The sequence below is a fragment of the Streptomyces sp. Root431 genome, assembly GCF_001426585.1.
GTDB classification, from domain to species: domain Bacteria; phylum Actinomycetota; class Actinomycetes; order Streptomycetales; family Streptomycetaceae; genus Streptomyces; species Streptomyces stackebrandtii.
This window is the reverse complement of the sequence record NZ_LMEI01000001.1, coordinates 1-24,199: the sequence shown is the minus strand read 5'-3', so window position 1 is coordinate 24,199 and position 24,199 is coordinate 1. Positions and strand designations below refer to the sequence as shown.

14 protein-coding genes and 1 pseudogene are annotated in these 24,199 nt (G+C 74.0%); 13 read left to right on the top strand and 2 right to left on the bottom strand.

From position 1 onward, the window contains the following. Nucleotides 1-21: 21 nt before the first annotated feature. The 4 genes from ASC82_RS00070 to ASC82_RS31320 all read left to right on the top strand — a co-directional run bounded on the left by ASC82_RS00070 (nt 22) and on the right by ASC82_RS31320 (nt 13,354). Nucleotides 22-9,012, top strand: coding sequence for a type I polyketide synthase (locus tag ASC82_RS00070; protein ID WP_199862441.1), 8,991 nt, complete (start codon nt 22-24; stop codon nt 9,010-9,012). Between the two features lie 66 nt (nt 9,013-9,078). Further along, nucleotides 9,079-11,469: a type I polyketide synthase gene (locus ASC82_RS00065; RefSeq protein ID WP_056639609.1), complete on the top strand. Its 2,391-nt coding sequence runs from the start codon at nt 9,079-9,081 to the stop codon at nt 11,467-11,469. Beyond that, nucleotides 11,466-12,254 (top strand): alpha/beta fold hydrolase, encoded by a 789-nt coding sequence (locus ASC82_RS00060; protein WP_056639607.1) that lies wholly within the window; start codon nt 11,466-11,468, stop codon nt 12,252-12,254. The genes ASC82_RS00065 and ASC82_RS00060 overlap by 4 nt, the downstream gene beginning before the upstream one ends. 62 nt (nt 12,255-12,316) lie before the next feature. Continuing rightward, nucleotides 12,317-13,354: a ketoacyl-ACP synthase III family protein gene (locus ASC82_RS31320; protein ID WP_056639604.1), complete on the top strand. Its 1,038-nt coding sequence runs from the start codon at nt 12,317-12,319 to the stop codon at nt 13,352-13,354. 15 nt (nt 13,355-13,369) lie between these two features. Here the strand turns inward: ASC82_RS31320 and ASC82_RS00050 are convergent, their stop codons facing one another. Together ASC82_RS00050 and ASC82_RS00045 are read right to left on the bottom strand one after the other, a co-directional pair. Continuing rightward, complete coding sequence (locus tag ASC82_RS00050; RefSeq protein ID WP_024761882.1) at nt 13,370-13,711, bottom strand: YrdB family protein; 342 nt, start codon at nt 13,709-13,711, stop codon at nt 13,370-13,372. A gap of 65 nt (nt 13,712-13,776) precedes the next feature. Next, nucleotides 13,777-14,580 (bottom strand): AfsR/SARP family transcriptional regulator, encoded by an 804-nt coding sequence (locus tag ASC82_RS00045; RefSeq protein ID WP_024761883.1) that lies wholly within the window; start codon nt 14,578-14,580, stop codon nt 13,777-13,779. Nucleotides 14,581-14,876: 296 nt separating this feature from the next. Here ASC82_RS00045 and ASC82_RS00040 point away from each other — a divergent pair, with 296 nt between their 5' ends. The 9 genes and pseudogenes from ASC82_RS00040 to ASC82_RS00005 all read left to right on the top strand — a co-directional run. Then, nucleotides 14,877-16,799 carry an HAD-IIIC family phosphatase gene (locus ASC82_RS00040; protein WP_056639600.1) on the top strand — a complete coding sequence of 641 codons (1,923 nt, stop codon included), beginning with the start codon at nt 14,877-14,879 and terminating at the stop codon, nt 16,797-16,799. After that, a complete protein-coding gene (locus tag ASC82_RS00035; RefSeq protein WP_024761885.1) occupies nt 16,796-17,020 on the top strand; it encodes a phosphopantetheine-binding protein in 225 nt (74 codons plus the stop codon). The genes ASC82_RS00040 and ASC82_RS00035 overlap by 4 nt, the downstream gene beginning before the upstream one ends. A gap of 34 nt (nt 17,021-17,054) precedes the next feature. Continuing rightward, nucleotides 17,055-18,563: an MFS transporter gene (locus ASC82_RS00030; protein ID WP_079038944.1), complete on the top strand. Its 1,509-nt coding sequence runs from the start codon at nt 17,055-17,057 to the stop codon at nt 18,561-18,563. A 116-nt stretch (nt 18,564-18,679) separates the two neighbouring features. Further along, entirely contained in the window at nt 18,680-19,672 is a 993-nt protein-coding gene (locus ASC82_RS30500) for a hypothetical protein (RefSeq protein ID WP_056639597.1), read from the top strand. Further along, entirely contained in the window at nt 19,659-20,771 is a 1,113-nt protein-coding gene (gene pdhA, locus ASC82_RS00020; RefSeq protein ID WP_056639594.1) for a pyruvate dehydrogenase (acetyl-transferring) E1 component subunit alpha, read from the top strand. Before ASC82_RS30500 ends, pdhA begins: the two co-directional genes overlap by 14 nt. 2 nt (nt 20,772-20,773) lie before the next feature. After that, the gene (locus tag ASC82_RS00015) at nt 20,774-21,778 is read left to right on the top strand and encodes an alpha-ketoacid dehydrogenase subunit beta (protein ID WP_056639591.1); all 1,005 of its coding nucleotides are present in this window, start codon (nt 20,774-20,776) and stop codon (nt 21,776-21,778) included. 21 nt (nt 21,779-21,799) lie between these two features. Next, nucleotides 21,800-23,158, top strand: coding sequence for a dihydrolipoamide acetyltransferase family protein (locus ASC82_RS00010; protein ID WP_056639589.1), 1,359 nt, complete (start codon nt 21,800-21,802; stop codon nt 23,156-23,158). 46 nt (nt 23,159-23,204) lie between these two features. Continuing rightward, a pseudogene (locus ASC82_RS30840) lies at nt 23,205-23,355 on the top strand (methylmalonyl-CoA mutase family protein); the annotation flags it as partial. 5 nt (nt 23,356-23,360) lie between these two features. Continuing rightward, a partial coding sequence (locus ASC82_RS00005; RefSeq protein ID WP_242427496.1) for a methylmalonyl-CoA mutase family protein occupies nt 23,361-24,199 on the top strand: 839 nt, incomplete at its 3' end.

Below are 24,199 nucleotides of genomic sequence, written 5' to 3'. Positions count from 1 at the left end.
CCGACCGCGAGGGACCTTCTTGTGACGACGCAACCGACCCATGAGGAATCGGCAGACCGGAAGACCGGTGCCGGGCGAAGCGCCACCACCCCGCTCAGCCGCGCGATGGACACCATCAAGCGGCTGCGCGGAGAACTCGAAGAGGCCCGTTCCGGGCAGAGCGGACCGCTCGCCGTCGTCGGCGTCGGCCTCCGCCTGCCCGGCGGCATCGTCGACCTCGACGGCTACTGGGACGCACTGTCCGAGGGCCGCGACCTGGTCGCCCCGATGCCCGAGCACCGCAAGGGCCCGTTCGCCGCGGAGTGGGACACCCTCCCGCGCCGGGGCGGCTACCTCGACGAAGTACTGGAGTTCGACGCCGGATTCTTCGGCATCAGCCCCCGCGAGGCCCGCAGCCTCGACCCGCAGCACCGCCTGCTCCTCGAAGTGGCCTGGGAGGCCCTGGAGGACGCGGCCTTCGCGCCGGAGTATCTCTCCGGCCTCCGGACCGGCCTGTACGTCGGCGTCACCGGCCAGGACTACCGCGACTGGCAGCCCGCGGGCCAGGAGGACGCCTACTGGCTCACCGGCAACGGCCACTGCTTCGCCGCCGGCCGCATCGCCTACACCATGGGCCTGATGGGCCCGGCCGTCGCCGTCGACACGGCCTGCTCGTCCTCGCTCACCGCCGTCCACCTGGCGGGGCAGGCGCTGCGCCGCGACGAGTGCGACGTCGCCATCGCCGCCGGCGTCAACCTGATCCTGTCGCCGCGCTCCACCCGCCTCATCCAGCAGACCAACTCCCTCTCCCCGGACGGTCTCTGCAAGACCTTCGACGCCCGCGCCAACGGCTTCACCCGCGGCGAGGGCTGCGGCGTCGTCGTCCTCAAGCGGCTCTCCGAGGCGCTGCGCGACGGCGACCGGGTGCACGCCGTGATCCGCGGCAGCGCCGTCAACCAGGACGGCCGCTCCTCCGGCTTCACCGCCCCCAACGTCCGCGCCCAGATCAACCTCATCAAGGCCGCGCTCGACGACGCGGGCCTGACGCCCGCCGCGATCGGCGCCCTGGAGGCCCACGGCACCGGCACCGCGCTCGGCGACCCGATCGAGGTCGAGGCGATCGTCGAGGCGCTCGGCCGCCGCGACGGCGGCGCCCCGCTGCGCATCGGCTCCGTCAAGACGAGCATCGGCCATCTGGAGGCCGCCTCCGGCATCGCCGGACTCATCAGGGGCGTCGCGTCCGTCAAGCGGCGCGCGGTCCCGCCCGTCGTCCACCTGGACACCCTCAACCCCCGCATCGACATCGCGGACACCGGCATCGAGTTCCCGCGCGGCGAGACCCCGTGGACCGGCGAGGACGGCGCGGGCGACTGCCTCGGCATCAGCTCCTTCGGCATGAGCGGCACCAACGCCCACGTCGTCATCGGCCCGCTCACCGCCGACGAGCTCGCGACCCCCGCGGCCGACTCCGCCCCCGTCACCGGCTTCGAGATCACCGCCCGCAGCGAGGACGCCCTGCGCGCCTGGGCCGGCCGGCTCGCCGACCGCGTCGCCGAACTGCCGGAGGACGCCTACCCGGCGTTCGCGTACACGGTCACCGAGGGCCGCGCCCGCCACGCCGTGCGCGCCGTGATCACCGCCGGGGGACCGGCCGACGCGGCCGCCGCCCTGCGCGCCCTCGCCGACGGCACGGCGGCCCCGGAGACGACCGCCGCCGCCTCCGCGCTCCCGCGCCGGGTCGCCGACCTGCCGGCCTACCCCTGGGAGCGGGTCCGGTACGCGCCGGAGACCGCCGCCCCGGCGACCGCGGCCCTGCCCCCGTCGGACACCGCCGTGGAGCCGCTGCCCGCGCTGGCCGTCGAGTGGATCCCGTACACCCCGGCCGCGACCGCATCGCAGGCCCCCCTCCTCGTCGCCGGTGACGACAGCGCCACCGTCGCCCTGCTCGCCGAGGCCGCCCGCACCGCGGGCCGTACCGTCACGGTCCTCGACGCGCTGCCCGCCGACACCGACGGCTGGGCTCAGGCAGGGCACACCGGTGATCTGCTGCTCGCGCTCGCCGCCGCCCCGCTGCCCACCGCGCTCGACGGCGCCGCGCCCACCGCGCACGCCGCGGCCCTCTGCGCCGCCGCGACCACCGCCGTCCGCGCCCTCCCGGCCGGCACCGGCCGGGTCCACCTCGTCACCGCGGGCGTCCGCCAGGTGACCGGCGCCGACCCGATCGCCGCCGCCGACCACGGCGTCCTGCACGGCCTCGCGCCGGTCCTCGCCCTGGAGTTCCCCGACACCTGGGGCGGGATCGTCGACCTGCCGGCCGTCCCGACCGCCGCCGACGCCACGGCCGCCCTCGCGGCCCTCGCCGACGGCTCCGCCGAGGACCTGATCGCCGTCCGCGAAGGCGCGGCCCACACCGCACGGCTGCGGCCCGCCGCGGAGCCGCTGCGCCCGCTGCCCGTCCGCCCCGACGCCACGTACGTCCTCACCGGCGGCCTCGGCGCCATCGGCACCGGACTCGTCCGCGACCTCGCCGCCCGCGGCGCCCGGCACCTCGTCCTCCTCGGCCGCCGGCCGCAGAACGAACTTCCCTCAGAGGCGCAGGAGTTGCTCGCCGAACTCGCGACGGCCGGAGTCGAGGCGGTGTACGCATCCGCCGACACCGGCGACGCGGCCCGCCTCACCGAGGCCCTCGCGGTCCTCGACGGCCTGCCGCCCGTACGCGGAGTCGTGCACGCCGCCGGCAGCATCGACCGGCTGCCGCTCGCCGAGGCCGACGCGGACACCTTCGCCACCGCCCTCGCCGGCAAGTTCACCGGCGCCGCCTGGCTGCGCCTGCTCGCCGCCGACTGGCCGCTCGACTTCCTCGTCCACCTCTCCTCCGTGTCGGCGGTCTGGGGCACAGACGGCTACGGCGCCTACGCCGCGGCCAACGGCGGCCTCGACGCGATCGCCGCACTGGGCGCCACCGAGGGCATCCCGGCGACCAGCGTCGCCTTCGGCCCCTGGGACCTGGACGGCATGGCGAGCCCCGAGGCCCGCGCGCTCCTCGCCCGGATGGGCGTCAGCCCCGTCGCCCCCGCCGAGGGCTTCGCCGGACTCGCCGGAAACGGCACGGGCGCGCACACGGTCGCCTGCCGCCTGGACGCCGAACGCTTCCGCACGGTCATGAACTCCGTACGAGCCCGGCCCCTGTTCGACGGCCTCACCGGGGCGGACGAGCCCACCGGCCCGGAGTCCGCCACCCCGACCGAATCCCCGGCCGCCGCCTTCGCCCGGGAACTCGCCGAGGCCCCCGAACACCGCCGCCCCACCCTCGTCACCCGCCGCACCCGCGAGGTCCTCGCCGGGATCCTCGGCCACGACGACCCCACCGCCCTGTCCGAGACCACCGGCTTCCTCGACCTCGGCCTCGACTCGATCATGGCCGTCGACGCGGCCGCCGCGCTCACCGAGACGCTCGGCGTCGACGTCGGCATCGGCGACGTCTTCGGCCACCCGACCGTCGAGCGGCTCTCCGCCGAGCTGACCGGCCGCCTCGCCGGCCGCACCACGGCCCCCGCGCCGCGCAAGGCCCCGGCCGCCGTCCGCCCCGTACAGGCCCCGGCCGCCACGCCGGAACCGGCCGCCGAACAGCCCGCGCCCACCGACCAGGAGCCCATCGCCATCGTCGGCATGGCCGGCCGCTTCCCCGGCGCCGACTCCGTCGAGGAGTTCTGGTCCCTGCTCGACGAGGGCCGCGACGGCGTCGGCCCCGTCCCCGCCGACCGCTGGGACACCGCCGCCCTCCACGACCCGGCCGGCGCCCGCCCCGGCTCCGTCTCCACCGACCAGGGCGGCTTCCTCAGCGACATCCGCCGCTTCGACGCCGCGTTCTTCGACGTCCCGGCCCGCGAGGCCGAGAGCCTCGACCCGCAGCAACGGCTCCTCCTCGAAGCCGCCTGGCACGCCCTGGAGGACGCGGGCACCGACCCGAAGTCCCTCGCCGGCAGCCGGACCGGAGTCTTCGTCGGCATCTCCAACTCCGACTACGCCCGCGTCCTGGAGAGCGGCGGCCTCGAACCCCTCGACGCCTACTTCGCGACCGGCACCGCGCTGAACGCCGCCGCCGGACGCCTCTCCTACTACCTCGGCACCCAGGGCCCCGCCCTCGCCGTCGACACCGCCTGCTCGTCCTCCCTCGTCGCCCTCCACCTCGCCGTGCGCTCCCTGCGCTCCGGCGAGACCGACCGGGCCCTCACCGGCGGCGTCAACGTCATCGCCGCACCCTCCTGCTCGGTCGCCGTCAGCCGCGCCCACATGCTCGCCCCCGACGGCCGCTGCAAGACCTTCGACGCCTCCGCCGACGGCTTCGTCCGCGCCGAGGGCTGCGGAGTCCTCGTCCTGCGCCGCCTCTCCGACGCCCTGCGCGACGGCGAGCAGGTCCTCGCCGTCATCCACGGCAGCGCCGTCAACCAGGACGGAGCCTCCTCCGGCTTCACCGCCCCCAACGGCACCGCGCAGCGCCAGGTCATCCGCGCCGCGCTCGCCGACGCGGGCGTCGAAGGAGCCGAGATCGGCTACCTGGAGGCGCACGGCACCGGCACCTCGCTCGGCGACCCGATCGAACTCGAAGCCGCCTGGGACGTCTTCGGCCCCGGCCGCCGCCCCGGCGAACCGCTGCTCATCGGCTCCGTGAAGAGCAACATCGGGCACTGCGAGTCCGCCTCCGGCATGGCCTCCGTCTTCAAGACGGTCCTCGCCCTGCGCAACGGCCGCATCCCCGGCGGCCTGCACTTCCAGAACCCCAACCCGCACGTGCCGTGGCGCGACATGAACGTCCGCGTCGTCGACTCCCGCGCCACCTGGGCCCGTGGCGAGGTCCCGCGCCTGGCCGGCGTCTCCGGCTTCGGCTTCTCCGGCACCAACGCCCACGTCGTCATCGGCGAGGCACCCGCCGTCGAGGCCGCGCAGACCCCGCCGCGCGACGCCGCCGACGGACTCCTCCTGCCCCTCTCCGCGCCCGACGCGGCCGGTCTCGACCGGCTCACCGAGCAGTGGCGGCGGACCCTGGAGGAGACCCCCGAGGAGGCGCTCGCCCAGCTCACGGCCACGGCAGGCGCCGGCAGGGCCCATCTCCCGGTGCGCCGCGCCGTCTTCGGCCGCGACCGCGAGCAGCTGCTCGCCGCGCTCGCCTCGGCGACCCCGGCCGCCGGCCCGGTCAAGGCGCCCAGGGTGGCGTTCCTCTTCTCCGGCCAGGGCGCCCAGTACTTCGGCATGGGACGCGAACTGTACGAGACGGAGCCGGTGTTCAGCGCGGTCTTCGACGCCTGCGACCGGGCCCTCGCCCCGCACCTCGGCGACTCGCTCCTCAACCTGGTCTTCTACGGCGACGACCCGACCGTCGTCAACCAGACGCGGATCACCCAGCCCGCCCTCGTCGCCCTGGAGCTGGCGCTCGCCGCGCTCTGGGAGTCCTGGGGCGTGCGCGCCGTGGCCGTCATGGGCCACAGCGTCGGCGAGATCGCCGCGGCCGTCCACGCCGGGGTGATGAGCCTCGACGACGGCATGACGCTGATCGCCCACCGCGCCCGGCTCATGCAGTCCACCGAACCCGGCGGGATGCTGTCCGTCCCGGAGGACCCGGAGACCGTGGCCGCCTGGGCCGAGGAGGCCGGAGTCGACGTCGCCGCCGTCAACGGACCGCAGTCCGTCGTCGTCGCCGGCCCCTCCGACCGGCTCGACGCGCTCGCCGAGCGCCTGCGCAACCAGGGCGTGCGGTGCCGTCCGCTGACCGTCTCGCACGCCTTCCACTCCCGGCTGATGGACCCGGTCCTCGACGAGTTCCGGCAGGCCCTCGCGGGCCTGGAGTTCGGCGCCCCGAAGCTCCCCGTCATCGCCAACGTCACCGGCACCGAGGCCGGGCCCGACACCTTCACCCCCGCCTACTTCGCCGACCACATCCGCCGGCCCGTCCGGTTCGTCGAAGGCGCCCGCGCGCTGAGCGGACTCGACGTCGACGTGCTCCTGGAAGTCGGCCCCGACCGCACCCTCGTCAACCTCGTCCGGGCCGCCGGCCTGACCCCCGAGGGCGGCTCCACTCCGTCGCTGCGCCGCGGCGGCCAGGACCGCGCCGTCCTGCTGGGCGCCGCCAAGACGCTCTACGAGCGCGGCCAGAGCCTCGACTGGACGAAGATCACCGGGGCCCGCACCGGCCGGGCCGACGCCCCCCGCTACCCCTTCGCCGACACCGCGTACTGGACCACGGCCGGCAGCCGCGGCACCGGCCCGCGCACCGACGTCCCCGCCGCCCTCCGCGCCGGCGCCGGACGCCACTGGGGCGCCGAACTCCGCTCGCCCGGCCTCGCGGGCCGCGCCTTCTCCTTCGAGCGCAGCTCCGGCTTCCCGGCGTACCTCACCGACCACCGCCTCTACGGCACGGTCGTCACCCCGGCCGCGTCCCACCTCGCGACCGTCCTGTCCGCCCTCGGCAACGACGGCAGCCCCGTCGTCGTCCGCGACCTGATCTGCCCGCGGGCCCTGGTCATCAAGGACGGCGAGGAGTACGAGGCGCAGATCGTCGTCGACCGGCCCACCGCCGACGGCGGCGCCGAACTCTCCGTACAGAGCCTGCTCGACCCCGAGCGCGGCGTCTGGCAGAAGCACATCGGCGGCCGCTACTCCAGCACCCCGGAGGCCCACCGCCCGCCCGCCGAGAGCCGTACCGCCTTCATCGACTCCAGCGACCGGCACCTGACCCGGACCGAGTTCTACGACTACTTCCGGGAGCTCGGCTACACCCTCGGCCCGTCCTTCCAGTGGATCGACGAGGTGTGGATCCGGGGCGACGAGGCTCTCGTCCGCTACACGATGCCCGAACTGCCCGACGACCCGGCCGGATACGAGCTGTACCCCGGCCTGATCGACTCCTGCTTCCAGAGCATCGCCGTCTTCCTCGTCGACGACGGAGCCGTCGAGGCGCCCTCGCTCGCCATCCCGTTCGCCGCGAAGGAGCTCTCCTTCCACGGCCGTCCGCTCGCCGACGGCGAGCTGTGGGGCCGGGTGCGCGTCCTGCGCGCCGAACCCCTGCCGAACGACCGGCTGCGCGTCGAGACCGCCGACCTCCACCTGTACGCCAGGGACGCCGTCACCGGCGCCGAGCACAGCGTCTTCACCGCCGACGAGTTCCGCATCCGGCACGCCTCCCGGGCCGTCCTGGAGGCCAGCCTCCGCGGCGACGGCCTCGTCCACACCCTGGACTGGGCGCCGCTCGCCGAGACCCCGGAGGCCGGCGGAAAGCTCGGCGTCCTGGTCCTCGGGGACGAAGCCTCCCAGGACGGCGTCCCCGAACTCGTCGCCGCGCTGACCGCCGCCGGACACCGGGCCGTCGTCCACACCGGCGAACTCCCCGCCCACCCCGACGCGGACCTCGTCGTCGACGCCCGCTGGGCCGCCCCCGGCACCGGCGACGCGGGCGACGCCCTGGACGCGGCCCGGACCCTCGCCGCCGGCCTGCGCACCCTCCCGCAGACCCTGCCGTACCTCCTGGCCGTCGACGGCTCCGCAGGACGGGCCCCGCTCCGCGAGGCGCTCTTCGGCATGGCGACCGCCCTGGAGGCCGAGCAGGCCGACCGCCGCCTCACCCGGGTCCGGCTCGACGCGGCCCACACCGCCCGGCCCCTCGCCCGGCTGATCGGCGCGCTGCCCGGGGAGACCCGCCTCGCGCTGACCGACGACGGCGTCCGCGCCGCCCGGCTCGTCAAGGTCGCGGCCGAACCCGACGGGGACCGCCCCGCCGGCGGCGCGCTCGTCACCGGCGGACTCGGGGCCCTCGGCCTCGCCGTCGCCACCGCGCACGCCGCCCGCGGCGGCGACCGGCTCACCCTGATGGCCAGGTCCGCCCCCGGCGAGACCGAACAGGGCGTCATCGACGGACTGCGCGCCTCCGGCGTCCGCGTCACCGTCGTCCGCGGCGACGTCACCGACCCCGCCGACGTGGCCGCCGCCGTCGCGGCCGCCACGGCCGACGGACCCCTCGGCACCGTCTACCACCTGGCCGGCGTCAACGCCGACGCGGCCTTCGGCTCCCTCACCGACGCCTCGTACGAGAAGGTCTTCCACGCCAAGGCACGCGGCGCGGACGTCCTCGCCGAGGCGATCACCGGCCACGACCCGCAGGCCCTGGTCCTGTTCTCCTCCGTCTCCGCCGTCCTCGGCGCCGCCGGACAGGCCAACTACGCCGCGGCCAACGGCTACCTCGACGGAGTCGCCGAACACCTCCGCGAGCGCGGAGTCCCCGCCGTCAGCGTCAACTGGGGCCCCTGGGTCCCGGAGGCGAAGGGCGGCATGGCGGCCGCCGCGGCCGTCGAACGCGCCGCGGGACGCCTCGGCATCCGCGCCCTGTCCGACGCCGACGCGGCCGGCCCGCTCGCCCTCGCGACGGACGCCCCGCTCGCCCGGCTCGTCGTCGTCGGCCTCGACCCCGCCCGGTACGCCGAGCAGAACGCGGGCCACGCCCGCGCCGCCCTCGTCGCCGAACTCACCGGCCCCGCACCGGCCGCCGAGCGCGCCGCCGGCGGCGACGCCGAACCGGCCGGCTGGATCACCGAGCGCCTGCACGGCACGGACGAGGAGGAGCGCGAGCACGTCCTGCGCGCCGCCGTCCGCTCGCTCGTCGCACGGATGCTCGGCTCCGACGACGGACTCCCCGCCGACGGCTCCGCCGACGCGGAGGGCTTCTCCGAGCTCGGCCTCGACTCGATCATGGCGATCGACCTGCGGGCCGCCCTCGCCCACGCGATGGGCAAGGACCTGCCGGCCACCGTCGCCATCGACCACCCGAGCGTCCTGTCGATGAGCGAGTTCCTCCTGGCCGAGGACGCCGCGTCGCCGGCCGCCCTCGCCACGACCACCCCCGCACCGGCGAAGACGCCGGTGTCCGCCCTGGTGCCCAGCACCGCCGACACCCCGCAGGCCGGGCCGTCGTCCGAGGAGCTCGACGAGCTGTCCCTCGACGATCTGCTCCAGGCCGTCCACGACGACCTCTCCCAGGAGCGGTGAGCAGGCGATGAAGGCGATACCGATACCCGAGAACACGGCGACACCCACCCACGCAGGAGCAGAGTGATGGCGACCGGCCCCGACACCGCAGCACTGCGGCAGGTCATCCAGGACCAGCTCAAGCTGTCCCGCCGCCTCAAGGACCGCGTGGCCGAGCTGGAGGCCCGCACCCACGCCCCCGTGGCCGTGGTCGGCACGGCGATGCGGCTGCCCGGCGGCATCGACACCCCCGACGCGTACCGGGACTTCCTGTACGCGGCCGACCCCGACACCCGGGCCGTCGGCCCGATCCCCGAGGACCGCACCGGCCTGCGGTCCGTCTACCACCCCGAGCGCGGCAAGGAGGGCCACTCCTACGTGGACCGCGCCGGGTTCCTGGACGACATCGCCTCCTTCGACGCGGCGTTCTTCGGGATCTCCCAGCGCGAGGCCGAGACCATGGACCCGCAGCAGCGCCTGCTGCTCGAAGTGGCCTGGGAGGCCCTGGAGCGCGGCGGCATCGCCGCCCGCCGCCAGGACCGGCTGCCGATCGGCGTGTTCGTCGGCGTCATGGCCTCCGAGTACGGCCGCAGGTTCGTCCACGACGGCGACTACAGCCGCATCGACCCCTACCACAGCACCGGCAGCGGCCACTGCTTCGTCGCCGGCCGGATCAGCTACGCGCTCGGCCTCTCCGGCCCGGCGACCAGCGTCGACACCGCCTGCTCCTCCTCCCTGGTGGCGATCCACCAGGCGGTCAGGGCGCTGCGCGGCGGCGAGTGCGACTACGCGCTCGCCGGCGGCGCCAACCTGATCCTCGGCCCCGACCTGATGGTCTCCCTGTGCCAGGGCGAGGCCCTCTCGCCCGGCGGCAGGTCCCGCAGCTTCCTCGCCGACGCCGACGGCTACGGCCGGGGCGAGGGCGTCGGCATGGTCGCCCTGATGCGGCTCGACGACGCCCTCGCGCAGGGCCACCCGGTCCTCGCCGTCGTCCGGGGCAGCGCCGTCAACCACGACGGGGCCTCCTCCGGCTTCACGGTGCCGAGCGGCCCCGCCCAGCAGGAGGTGATCCGCGCGGCCCTGGCCGACGCCCGGGTCGCCCCCGGCTCCGTCGGCTACGTCGAGGCGCACGGCACCGGCACCGCCCTCGGCGACCCCATCGAGGTCGGCGCCCTGGACGCCGTCCTCGGCACCGGCGCGGGGGAGCGGACCGCCCCCGTCGCCCTCGGCAGCGTCAAGGCCCGGATCGGGCACCTGGAGGCCGCGGCCGGCATCGCCGGCGTCCTGAAGCTGGTCCTCATGCTCGGCGACGGGACCGTCCCGGCGGGCGCCCAGCCCGGCGACGGGCGGCTCAACCCGCTCATCCCCTGGGACCGGATCGCCCTCACCGTGCCCCGCGAGGCGGCACCGTGGGCGGCCGCCCCCGGGGACCGCACCGCCGGCATCAGCGCCTTCGGTCTCTCCGGGACCAACGCGCACGCCGTGCTCTCCTCGTACGCCCCGGCACCCGCCGCCCCCGTGGACGCCCTGGCGCACCACCCGGAGCTGCTCACCCTGTCCGCCAAGGACCCCCGGGCGCTCGCCGAGCTGTCCGAGCGGGTGCAGGAGGCGCTGACGGGACTCGACGCCGCCGGTGTCGCCTCCCTCGCCCACACCCTGCGTGCCGGCCGGGTCCACTTCGGCCACCGGCTCGCCGTCGTCGGCACCGACGCGGCCGCCCTGGCCGACGCCCTCGCCGCCGGGCAGCCGGCGGACGGCGCGCGCTCCGCCGACCGGGTCGTCCTGACCGCCGGCTCCGACACCGCGGCCCTGGACGGCGCGCTCGCCGAACTGGCCCGGCACTTCCCCGGCCTGGCCGGGGCGACCGGCACGGAGGGCACGCCCGCCGCCCGGCTGCGGGCCGTCCTGACGCTGCTCGGCGTCAAGACGACCCTCGCCACCGACAACGCGGCCCCCGGCGCCCGGATCACGGCCGGCGGGCAGAGCCTGCCGCTCACCGGCGCCGGCCCCGAGGACGCGCCCCGCCTCCTCGCCGAGGCGCTCGCCGCGCTCTACCGGGGCGGCGCGCCCCTGCGGCTCGACCACCTCGGCGCGCCCGGCGCGGTGTTCGTCGACGCGCCGACCTATCCGTTCCAGCGCAAGCGGTTCTGGATCGAGGAGACGGCCCCCGAGCCGGTGCACGCCGTGCCCGTCCCGGTCGCCGCCACCCGTACCGCGCCGCTCGACCGGGCCGAGATCGGCGCCTATCTGACCACCGAGCTCGCCGCCGTGCTCAAGGCGGACGGGGCGCTCGCCCCCGACGTCCCGTTCTGCGAGGTCGGCGGCGACTCCTTCACCGCGATGCTCCTCACCAAGAGCGTCGAGCAGCAGTACGGGGTGGAACTGCCCACCCTCGACTGCCCGGTGGAGATGCCGGTCGCCGATCTCCTCGCCCACCTCAGCGAGCAGGTCTGCGTCGCCATGGGGGTGGACACGTGACCGTCGTCAGAAGCCCGTTCCTGCGGCCCCGCCCGGTCGATCGGCCTGCGGTCCGGCTGATCGGCTTCCACCACGCGGGCGGTTCCGCCGCCGTCTACTACCCCTTCGTCCGCCATCTGCCGGCCGACTGGGACCTGCTCCTGCTCGACCTGCCGGGACGCGGCAGGCGGGCGGCGGCGCCCCAACTGGACGACATGGCCGAGGTGGTGGAGACCGTCGTCGCCGACGTCCTGCCGTGGGCGGACGACGACGCGCCGTTCGCCCTGTTCGGCCACAGCATGGGAGCGGTGGTGGCCCTGGAGACCGCCCGGGCCCTGGAGGCCCTCGGCCGGTACCCGGTGTGGACCGGGGCGTCGGGCCGGGTCGCGCCCCTGCACCCGGGCGTCGGAGCCGTACCGCTGCACGCCCTCGACGACACCGCGCTCCTCGACGTGATGCTGAACCTCGGCGGCATGCCCGAACGGGTCACCGAGGCCAGCGACTTCCTGGACCGCTTCCTGCGGACCGTCCGCGCCGACCTGAAGGCCGTGGACAACTACCGCCCCGCGCCAGGCCGTTCGCCGCTGAGCTCGCCGCTCACGGTGTTCGGCGGCACCCAGGACGCCTGGGCCCCGGCCTCCGCCATGCACCTGTGGCGCCGCGAGACCGGGGCGCGGTTCGCCCAGCGGTTCTTCCCCGGCGGCCACTTCTACTTCCTGGACTCCGGCTTCCCGGCCCTGGCGGACCAGGTGGTCGGCCAGATCGAGGCCTGCCTCGACCTGGCGGACGACGTACAGGTCGCGTAAGCGCGCACCGCACGACACAGCACGCACACCACACACGCACCACCTTCAGAGGGAGAACGCACATGCGCTGGGACAACCTGTACGTCGCCGGACTCGGGGCCTACCTTCCGGAGCAGATCGAGACCGCCGCCGAGGCCGTCGCCGCCGGCCGCTACGACGCCGAGGAGGCCACCTCCAACGGCATCCGCGCCGTCCGCGTCGCCCGCGCCGACGAGCCCGGCCCGGTCATGGCCGCCCACGCCGGCCGCCAGGCCGTCGAGCGCGCCGGCCGCCCCCACGAGGAGTACGACATCGTGCTCCACGGCTGCGTCGGCCACCAGGGCCAGGACTTCTGGACCCCCGTCAACTACGTACAGAACGAGACGGTCGGCGGCACCGGCCTCTCCCTGGAGATCCGCCAGGGCTCCAACGGCGGCCTCGCCGGCCTGGAGATCGCCGCCTCGCACCTCGCGAGCCGCAGCAAGCCCGCCGCCGCCCTCGTCACCACCGGCGACGCCTTCCGGCTGCCGTACTTCGACCGCTGGGGCTCCGACAGCCAGCAGGCGTACGGCGACGGCGCCGGCGCCCTCGTCCTCTCCAACCAGGGCGGCTTCGCCCGCCTCAAGTCCACCGCGACCTACACGGACTCCTCCCTGGAGCCCATCTACCGCGGCACGCAGGGCTGGACCGACGGCCCGTTCCTCGACGGCAAGCCGGTCGACCTGCGCACCCGCAAGTCCGACTACCTCCTCAAGGAGGAGGGCGCCTACGACCACGTCATCCAGCAGATGACGAAGAACGCCTCCCAGGTGCTCCAGGAGGCGCTCGACGACGCGGACGCCAAGCTGTCCGACGCCCGCTTCTTCGTCCACGCCAACATCGCGGAGACGATCGCTCAGTTCTCGTTCTACTCGCTGCTCGGCGTGGACCGCGCCACCACCACGTACGACTGGGGCCAGGACTTCGGCCACATGGGCGCCGGCGACCAGCTCATCGGCATGAACCACGTGGTCGAGGCCAGGAACCCGCAGCCGGGCGACCTGCTGATCACCATGGGCGTCGGCGTCGGCTTCATGTGGACCGTCGCCGTCCTGGAGTTCACCGAGTCCCCCCAGTGGTGACGACCCACCCCGGACTCACTGGTTCCAGAGCAGCCGCAGCGCGGCGTTGACCAGGAAGATCCCCGCGAACGCCGCCGCCCAGCCCTGCCTCCCCGAGGCGGCCAGGGCGGCGGCGCCGCTTCCGAACCACAGCACCTCGAGCAGCACCCGGCCGCCGCCGTGCACCGCGTACGTGGCGCGCGGCGCCCCGAACAGCGCCCACACGGCGATCAGGCCGACCGGCACACCCACACCGAGCAGCAGCTTCAACGGCCACTTGTCGGTCGTGGTGAACCCCCACAGGGCGACCGCCGCGTACACCGAGAGTTCCAGCAGGAACATCACAAGGAGGTTGAAGGCCTTGAGGGACGAGAGCATGAAGGACTCCTAGAACATGCGGGTGCGGGCTTCCGCGGTGCGGGGGTTCCGCGCGGATGGGCAGATCAGACCGTCAGATCGGTACGGAGCGTGAAGCGGGTCAGCCGGGGGTCGGAGCTGAGGATGGCGCGCTGGAGCTCCTGGAGCCGCGGCGACGGCTCCACGCCCAGCTCCTCCACGAGGAAACCGCGGAGCGCGGTGAACGCCTCCAGAGCCCGCCACTGCTGACCGGACCGGTAGAGCGCCGTCATGTACTGGGCGCACAGGTTCTCGTGCATCGGATGGCGGGCCGTCAGCACCGCCAGCTCGGACAGCAGCGCGTGGTGCCTGCCGAGCGCCAGATCGGCCTCGACCCGCGACTCCACCACGCACAGGTGACTCTCCTCCAGACGCGTCACCTCCACGCCGAGACGCAGCCCGTGGTGCACGTCCACCAGCGCCCGGCCGCGCCACACCGCGAGCGACTGCCGCAGCAGCCGCGATCCCGTCTCCCGGTCGCCGAGATCCAGCGCCCGGCGGCCGGCCGCCGCGAGCCGCTCGAAGGCGTGCACGTCGACCTCCTCCGGCGTGATGTCGAGGAGATATCCGCCGTACCGGGTCGCCAGCACGTCCTTCGCCCGGCGCGGACCCTCCGGCGGCAGCGCCGCCTCGATGCGCTTGCGCAGCTGGAGGATGTACGTCTGCAGCGTCGTCTGCGCGCTCCTCGGCGGCTCCATGTCCCACAGCTCCTCCATGAGCGTGGGAACCGGCACTATCTGGCCGGCCTGCAAGGCAAGCAGCGCGAGGATCTGCCGGGGCTTCCCCGCGGTCGGCAGGAGCGCCACCCCGTTCTCCGAAGCCTCGAAGGACCCCAGGACCTTGATGTCCATGCAGCTCCACCCCTCCACTCGCCAGCTCTCATGGTGCTACCGAGTCTGGCCCGCCCGCCTGTTGGGGCGACAGTGCCCAGGTCACCGGCCTCCCATGAACCCCGAACGTGCCGATGCATGAGAAATCCATGGTCCGTACGGGGGCGCTGGACACGAGTGCGAGTCCGGCTCAAGCGCCGCCACCGACGATCGGCCCGTACCGACCGCCCGTACGAACGGGCTGTCCGTACCGACGAGCTGTCCGCACACCGAGGACAGGGCCCGGCCGACGGAGGCGCGCGCGTGAGGAGAGATCATTGACCACGGTATCCAGCCCGGCGGATCGCGAAACCCGGAAGTCCCCGCTGGAATCACTGCGCGCCCTGCGCGCCGACGGCACTCTGGCCGAGAACTACCCGTCCGTCGCCCCGCTCCTCGCCGCCATGGTGTCCGGCGGCGCGGACGCCGACTTCCGGCGGGCCGGCAACCTCCTCGCCCAGCTCGACCGGCAGGCCGTCCTCACGGCCCGCCCGGACACCGAGACGGCGGTCGTCGCCCTCACGGGACACTCCACGATCGGAGGCGTACGAGCGCCGCTGACCGCCGAGTTCGCCCGCCACGGCGTCCTCGTCGAGGACCGCCTCGGCGACTTCGACGCCTACCTGCGCGACCTGCGCGACCCGGCGAGCGCCCTGCACGCCCCCGACGTCGACCTGGCCCTGTGGATCCTCGACCCGCAGACCCTCCTCGACGAGATGGGCACGCCCTGGCAGGCCGACGACCTCGTACGGACCGCCGAGCGCAAGCTCGCCCAGATCGAGAGCCTCGCCACCGCCTTCACCGGCAACGCCACGGCCGCACTCGTCCTCAACACCGTGCCGCTGCCCCGCAGCGTCACCCACCAGCTCATCGACCACGAGTCCCGGGCCCGCGCCGGCATCGCCTGGCGCGACTTCAACAGCGGCCTGCTGCGCCTCGCCCTCGGCAACCCGCGGATCCACGTGATCGACCTCGACCCGGTCGTCGCCTCCGGCGTCCCGCTCGACGAGCCCCGCATGGCCGCCTACGCCAAGGCCAACCTCGGCGACGACCTGCTCGCCCGCTACGCCCGGGAGGTCGCCCACCTCTCCCGCATGCTCCGCGGCCGCACCAAGAAGGTCCTCGTCGTCGACGCCGACAACACCCTCTGGGACGGGATCCTCGGCGACGACGGCCCGGACGGCATCGCCGCCGCCACCACCTTCCGCGGCGAGGCCTTCGGCAACTTCCAGCGGGTCGTCAAGCAGATCGGCACCCAGGGCATCCTGCTCGCCGTCAGCAGCAAGAACGACCACGAGCCGGTCGTCCAGGTCCTCAAGGACCACCCCGACATGGTGCTGCGCGAAGCCGACTTCGCCCGCGTCAACGCCAACTGGCAGCCCAAGGACGCCAACCTGCTCGACATCGCCGAGAAGCTCAACCTCGGCGTCGACAGCTTCGTCTTCGCCGACGACTCGCCCTTCGAGTGCGGCCTCGTCGCCGACAGCCTCCCGCAGGTCGCCGTCGTCCGCCTCGACGAAGAGCCCGCCCTGCACATCGAGAAGCTCCTCGCCGACGGCTGGTTCGACACCGCCCGCCTCACCGACGAGGACCGCGCACGGGCCGCGCTCTACCGCACCGAGTCCGAGCGCGCCGAACTCCTCGAGAACGCCGGCTCCATGGAGGAGTACCTCGAAGGGCTCGGCGTCCGCGTCAAGCTCGCCGAGGCCGGCGCCGGGGACATCGACCGGGTCGCGCAACTCTCCCTGCGCACCAACCAGTTCAACCTCACGACGGTGCGGCTCCAGCCGGCCGACGTGACCGCCCGGGTCGACGACCCCGACCACCTGGTCCTCGCGATCCGCTCCGGCGACCGCTTCGGCGACAACGGCGTCGTCGGCGCCGTCTTCGCCCGTCGATCCGGCGACGAACTGCACGTCGACAACATGCTGCTCTCCTGCCGGGTCTTCGCCCGCGGCATCGAGCAGACCGCCGTCGCGAGCCTCCTCGCCCACGCCGCCGCCACCGGCGCCCGCGCGGTCCTCGCGAGCTACCGGCCGACCGCCAAGAACAAGAACGTCCGGGAGTTCTGGCCCTCCATGGGCTTCACCCCCACAGCGACGGCGGACGACGAGCTCCACTTCCGCCACGACCTGGAGAACCTCCCGGCCGTCCCCACCCACATCCTGCTCGACTCCACCCTGGAAGGCACCGCGTCATGACCAAAGAGGACTTCATCCACCTGGTACGCGACGAGCTCGACCTGCCCCTGGGCGTCGACGACCTCTCCGCGGACTTCGACCACGTCGTGAGCTGGGACTCGATGCACATGCTGCGCCTCGTCGCCGCCGTCGAGCGCGAGACCGGCTCCCGCGTCCCCGTCGGCAAGCTGCTGGCCGACCGCAGCCTCGCCGCCATCTACGAGCGCATCAGCGCGGCGTGAACCGCCGAGGAACCAAGCAGAGGCAGGAGAGAACATGAGTATCGACGCCCGGGACACCGCTCGGGACACCACCCGTGACACCCGGCCCGCGTCGCCGCAGGCGCCGGCCGGATCCACCGGCCCGGACGCCCCCGCCCCCGGCAAGCGCGGACTGGTCCTCGCCGTGGTCGCCGTCGCCCAGCTGGTCTGCGTCCTGGACGCGACCATCGCCAACGTGATGCTGCCCCAGCTCCGCGGCGACCTCGGCCTCGGCACCACGGGCCTCCAGTGGGTCATGAACATCTACGTGCTGCTCTTCGGCGGCCTCATGCTGCTGGGCGGCCGTCTCACCGACGTCTTCGCCCGCCGCACCGTCCTGGTCAGCGGCATCGCCCTGTTCACCCTCGGCTCGCTCGCCGCGGCCACCGCCGACACCGGCGGCATGCTGCTGACCGGCCGCGGCCTCCAGGGCATCGGCGCCGCCATCCTCTCCCCGGCGGCCCTCTCCATCCTCGTCACGACCTACCCGGAGCCCGCCGAGCGCGCCAAGGCCCTCGGCATCTGGGGCACCGTCATGGGCGTCGGCGCCAGCCTCGGCACCCTGCTCGGCGGCGCCGTCACCGACGTCGACTGGCGCTGGGCGTTCCTCATCAACGTCCCCATCGGGGTGCTGCTGATCGCCGCCGCGTTCGTGTACGTCCCGAAGATCGTCCGCACCGGTGCCCGTCCGCCCGCCGACGTCCTGGGCGCCCTCACCGGCACCCTCGGCCTCCTCGCGCTGGTCTTCGGCATCGTCACCGCGGGCACGGACGGCTGGACCGACGCGACCGCCCTCGGCTCGCTCGCCGCCGCCGTGGTGCTGCTCGCCGTGTTCGTCCGGGTGGAGAGCACCGCCAAGGCGCCGCTGCTGCCCCTGCACCTGCTGCGCCGCCGGTCCGTCGCGACCGGCACCGTCGCCCAGCTGATCACCGCGGGCCTCATGCTGCCGGCCTTCTTCATGCTGCCGCAGTACATGCAGCTCGGCCTCGGCTACACCCCGATGGAGGTCGGCCTCGCCTACATCCCGACCTGCCTCGCCATGCTCGGCGTCTCCGGCGCCGTCCCGGTGCTCATCGCCAAGTTCGGGCCCCGCGTCCCGTACGTCATCGGCACCGTCCTGCTCGCCGTCATGCTGGTCCTGATGCTCGGCGCCGAGACCACCAGCGGCTACTGGTCGCTGCTGCTGCCCGTCACCGCGCTCCTCGGCGTCGGCCTGGTGCTCTGCATGATGACGGCCCCGGTCGTCGGCACGCAGGACGCCTCGGAGCAGGACGCCGGCACCACCTCCGCCATCCTCAACGCCTCCACCGAGGTCGGCGGCGCCCTCGCCCTCGCCGTCACGGCGACCGTCGTCGGCTCCCGCCTCGCCGAGCTCACCGCCCAGGGAGTCGGCACCGCAGAGGCGTTCACCGAGGCGCTCCAGCGCGGCTTCCTGGTCCTCTTCGTCTGGATCGCCGCCAACCTGGCCATCGGCCTCCTCGGGTTCGCCGGCCGCCCGGCGGCCGACGCCGAGCCGAAGTCCTGACCAGCGCCGCCGGGCGGCCCCCCACCCGCCCGGCGGCCCCGCCCTCCCCTCCGACCCGCCAGGGAACCCGGAGAGGAGATCCCCAGCCCGCTCTCTCCGCGCAGAGAGGCAGACAGATGCTCCAGCAACGCCACCGGCCCGCCGCACGGCCCGCCGCCCCGGACATCACGGCCCCCGCCGCCGCCCCCGCCACCACGGCCCCCGTCGCCACCCCGGGCGGCCCCGTCGCCCTCCTCCTCGGAGCGGCGGCACCCCACCGGCACCCCGGCGAGGCCGCCGCCAACTCCACCCTCCTGGAGACCTGGTCGAGCGGGGTACGCACCTGGGTCCTCGACCGCGCGGAGCTCCTCGCCGCCCGCGGCCCCGAGGCCCGGATCCTCTCCGACGAGGCGACCGGCCTCGACAGCGTCCACGCCGACGCCTGCGTGACCTGGGCCCGCGACCGCCGCGCCGCCGGCCACCGCTTCGACCTCGTCCTCGGACTGCGCGAGGACGTCCAGCTCGCCGCCGCCCGCCTCGCCGCCGCACTCGACCTGCCCGGCAACCACCCGGACGCCGTCCGCCGCGTCCAGGACACCGGAGCCCGGCTCGCCGCCCTCGCCGCCGGCGGATTCCTCGTCGACGAGGACCCCGACCGGGCACCCGAGGGCACCGCGCTCACCGCCGTCGGCGCCTTCGTCTCCGGCCGCCCCCACGTCTTCCTCCTCGCTGCGCCCACCGAGGACGGCTGGGCCCCCACCACCGGGCTGCCCCACACCCCCCAGGACCTCGCAGCCGAGGCCGCCGCGGCCGTCCTCCACCTCGGACTCTGCTTCGGCGTCTTCCGCGTCGACCTGCGCGCCACCGACCGGGGCATCGCCGTCTCGGACGTCCGCCTCACCCTCGAAGCCCCCGGCCTCCAGGCCCACCTGGCCCGGACGCTGCCCTGCGTCGAGCTCTTCAACCTCGTGTACGACGACGCCCTGGGCCGTACGACGGCCCTCCCGGCACCGCCCCTCGCCCCGGCCGCACAGCCGCCCACCGCCTCGACAGTGCCTCCGTTCGTCCTCCTCGCGGGCGAACCCGAGGGAGCGGCGGCGGAGCCCCACATATGCCGTGGCACCGACTGAGACCGAGACCCGGAGACCCCGAATGACCACCGAGCTCGTCCAGCTGCTCACTCCCGAGGGCCATCGCGTCGACCACCCCGAGTACGCCGTCGACCCGAGCGCGGAGGAACTGCGCGGCCTCCACCGTGACATGGTGCTGGCCCGCCGCCTCGACGCCGAGGCCGTCACCCTGCAACGCCAGGGCGAGCTGGCCCTGTGGCCCTCGCTGCTCGGCCAGGAGGCCGCCCAGATCGGCTCCGCCCGCGCCCTGCGGCCCCGGGACCACGCCTTCCCCAGCTACCGCGAGCACGGCGTGGCCCTGGTCAGGGACGTCGACCCGGCCCACCTCCTCGCGCTGTTCCGCGGCGCGAGCAACGGCAGCTGGGACCCCGCCGAACGCAACTTCCACCTCTACACCCTCGTCATCGGCTCGCAGGCCCTGCACGCCACCGGCTACGCGATGGGCGTGGCCAAGGACGGCGCCGACACCGCCGTCATCGCCTACTTCGGCGACGGCGCCTCCAGCCAGGGCGACGTGGCCGAGGCCTTCACCTTCGGCGCCGTCTACGACGCCCCCGTCGTCTTCTTCTGCCAGAACAACCAGTGGGCCATCTCCGAGCCCACCGAACGCCAGATGCGGGCCCCGCTCTACCGGCGCGCCCCCGGCTACGGCTTCCCCGGCGTCCGGGTCGACGGCAACGACGTCCTCGCGTGCCTGGCCGTCACCCGCGCCGCCCTCGACCACGTACGGACCGGCTCCGGGCCGATGTTCGTCGAGGCGTTCACGTACCGCATGGGCGCCCACACCACCTCCGACGACCCGACCCGCTACCGCGACGAGGCGGAGGTCGAGGAGTGGCGGGCCAAGGACCCGATCCTGCGGCTCCGCCGGCTCCTGGAGCGCGAGGGTCACGCCGACGAGGCCTGGTTCGCCGCCCTCGACGAGGAGGCGGAGGCGCTCGCACGGCGCGTCCGCGAGATCGTCCGGACCATGCCCGACCCCGACCCGATGACGATGTTCGACCACGTGTACGCGGACGGGCACGCGCTCGTCGACGAGGAACGTGCCCGGTTCGCCGCCTACCAGGCGTCCTTCGTGGACGCCGGACGGAGCAACTAGTCATGGTCACGAAGAGTCTTCCCGTGGCGAAGGCGCTCAACGAGGCCCTGCGCGCGGCCCTTGAGGCCGACCCCAAGGTCCTGCTCATGGGCGAGGACATCGGCAAGCTCGGCGGTGTCTTCCGCGTCACCGACGGCCTGCAGAAGGACTTCGGAGAGAGCCGCGTCATGGACTCGCCGCTCGCCGAGTCCGGCATCGTCGGCACCGCGATCGGCCTGGCCCTGCGCGGCTACCGGCCGGTCGTGGAGATCCAGTTCGACGGCTTCGTCTTCCCGGCGTACGACCAGATCGTCACCCAGCTCGCGAAGATGCACGCCCGCTCGCAGGGCAAGGTCCGCCTGCCGGTCGTCATCCGCATCCCGTACGGCGGCGGCATCGGCGCGGTCGAGCACCACTCCGAGTCCCCGGAGGCGCTGTTCGCCCACGTCGCGGGCCTGCGGATCGTGTCGCCCTCGACCTCGTCCGACGCGTACTGGATGCTGCGGCAGGCCATCCGGAGCGACGACCCGGTCATCTTCTTCGAGCCGAAGCGGCGCTACTGGGACAAGGGCGAGGTCACCCTGCCCGACAGCGGCTCCGCCGCGGGGGACGCACCGCCCGGCGAGCTCCACGAGGCCCGCGTGGCCCGCGCCGGCACCGACCTCACCCTCGCCGCCTACGGCCCGATGGTGAAGGTCTGCCTCCAGGCCGCCGTCGCGGCCGAGGAGGAGGGCAAGTCGATCGAGGTCCTCGACCTCCGCTCGATGTCCCCGATCGACTTCGACACGATCCAGACCTCGGTCGAGAAGACCGGCCGTCTGGTCGTCGTCCACGAGGCGCCGGTCTTCTACGGTGCGGGCGCGGAGATCGCCGCCCGGATCACGGAGCGCAGCTTCCACCACCTGGAGGCCCCCGTCCTGCGGGTCGGCGGCTACCACGCGCCGTATCCGCCGGCGCGCCTGGAGGAGGAGTACCTGCCGGGCCTCGACAGGGTGCTCGACGCCGTCGACCGCTCGCTGGCGTACTAGGCGCAAGAGGGAAAAGAGATCATGGCGATTCGCGAATTCAGGATGCCCGACGTGGGGGAGGGGCTGACCGAGGCCGACATCCTCACCTGGTACGTCAAGCCGGGCGACCCCGTCGTGGACGGGCAGGTCGTGTGCGAGATCGAGACGGCGAAGGCGGCGGTGGAACTCCCCGTCCCCTTCGACGGGGTCGTACGGGAGATCGGCTTCCCCGAGGGCACGACGGTCGACGTCGGCGCCGTGATCATCTCGGTCGACACGGCGGGCCCGGCGGGCGCGGGAGCCTCGGCGCCCGCCGCGGTCCCGGCCGTCACGGCAGCCCCCGCCGTCACGGCCGTCACGGAGACGGCCGCGGAGACCGCGGACGAGCCCGCGCGGCCGGAACGCCGGCCGGTCCTGGTCGGCTACGGAGTCGTGGAGTCCTCCGCGAAGCGCCGCCCCCGCAAGCCGGCCAACGGCACGTCCCCCGGCGGCCGCGGCCCCGCCGCCGGCCCCCGCCCACTGGCCAAGCCCCCCGTCCGCAAGCTCGCCAAGGACCTCGGGGTCGACCTGACCGTCGTCCGCCCCTCCGGCGGGGGCGGCACGATCACGCGCGCCGACGTGCACGCCGCCGCCGTGGTCGACATCGGCACGCGCGAGATCGTGGACCGGCCGGCCGCGCCCCCCGCCGTACTGCCGGACGCCCGGGAGGTCCGTGTCCCCATCAAGGGCGTACGGAAGGCGACCGCCGCGGCGATGGTGGGGTCGGCGTTCACCGCGCCGCACGTCACCGAGTTCGTGACGTTCGACATCACGCGGACGATGAAGCTGGTCGAGGAGCTGAAGTCCGACAAGGACATGGCGGGCCTGCGGGTCAACCCGCTGCTCCTCATCGCGAAGGCCGTGCTCGTCGCGGTCAAGCGGAACCCGGACATCAACGCGGCCTGGGACGAGGCGGCGCAGGAGATCGTGCTCAAGCAGTACGTGAACCTGGGCATCGCCGCGGCCACCCCGCGCGGCCTGATCGTGCCGAACATCAAGGACGCGCACGCCCAGACCCTGCCGGAACTCTCGGCGTCCCTAGGCGAGTTGGTCTCCACGGCCCGCGAGGGCAAGACCACCCCCGCGGCCATGCAGGGCGGCACCCTCACCCTCACCAACGTCGGCGTCTTCGGCGTCGACACCGGTACGCCCATCCTCAACCCGGGCGAGGCCGCCATCCTCGCCGTGGGTACGATCAAGCTCCAACCCTGGCTCCACAAGGGCAAGGTGAAGGCGCGTCAGGTCACCACCCTGGCACTCTCCTTCGACCACCGGCTCGTCGACGGCGAGCTCGGCTCGAAGTTCCTCGCGGACACCGCCGCGATCCTGGAGCAACCGAAGCGGCTCATCACCTGGGCCTGAACGGGCACGTCCATCAGTCGGTCTGAGCACAGGGGAGGCACAACACATGGCGCGCGAGTCGGAGTCGGGGCTGCCGATCGAGCCGGTCTACGGGCCGGRGGCTCTGGAGGGGTGGGATCCCGCCGAGAAGCTGGGCGAGCCGGGTTCGTACCCGTTCACGCGTGGTGTGTATCCGTCGATGTACACGGGTCGTCCGTNGGCTCTGGAGGGGTGGGATCCCGCCGAGAAGCTGGGCGAGCCGGGTTCGTACCCGTTCACGCGTGGTGTGTATCCGTCGATGTACACGGGTCGTCCGTGGACGATGCGGCAGTACGCGGGTTTCGGTACGGCGACGGAGTCGAACGCCCGGTACAAGCAGCTGATCGCGAACGGCACGATGGGTCTYTCSGTSGCSTTCGACCTGCCGACGCAGATGGGTCACGACTCGGACGCGGCGATCTCCTCGGGTGAGGTCGGCAAGGTGGGTGTGGCGATCGACTCGATCGACGACATGCGGGTGCTGTTCGACGGGATTCCGCTGGACAAGGTCTCGACGTCGATGACGATCAACGCGCCTGGTTCGCTTCTTCTGCTGCTGTACCAGTTGGTCGGTGAGGAGCAGGGTGTTCCGGCGGACAAGCTGACGGGCACGATCCAGAACGACGTGCTGAAGGAGTACATCGCGCGGGGTACGTACATCTTCCCGCCGAAGCCSTCGCTGCGCCTGATCGCGGACATCTTCAAGTACTGCCGGGCCGAGATCCCGAAGTGGAACACGATCTCGATCTCGGGCTATCACATGGCGGAGGCGGGTGCGTCTCCCGCGCAGGAGATCGCGTTCACGCTGGCGGACGGCATCGAGTACGTGCGGACCGCGGTCGCGGCCGGCATGGACGTCGACGACTTCGCTCCGCGTCTGTCGTTCTTCTTCGTSGCGCGGACGACGATCCTGGAAGAGGTCGCGAAGTTCCGTGCGGCCCGCCGGATCTGGGCGCGGGTGATGAAGGAGGAGTTCGGCGCGAAGAACCCCAAGTCGCTGATGCTCCGCTTCCACACCCAGAC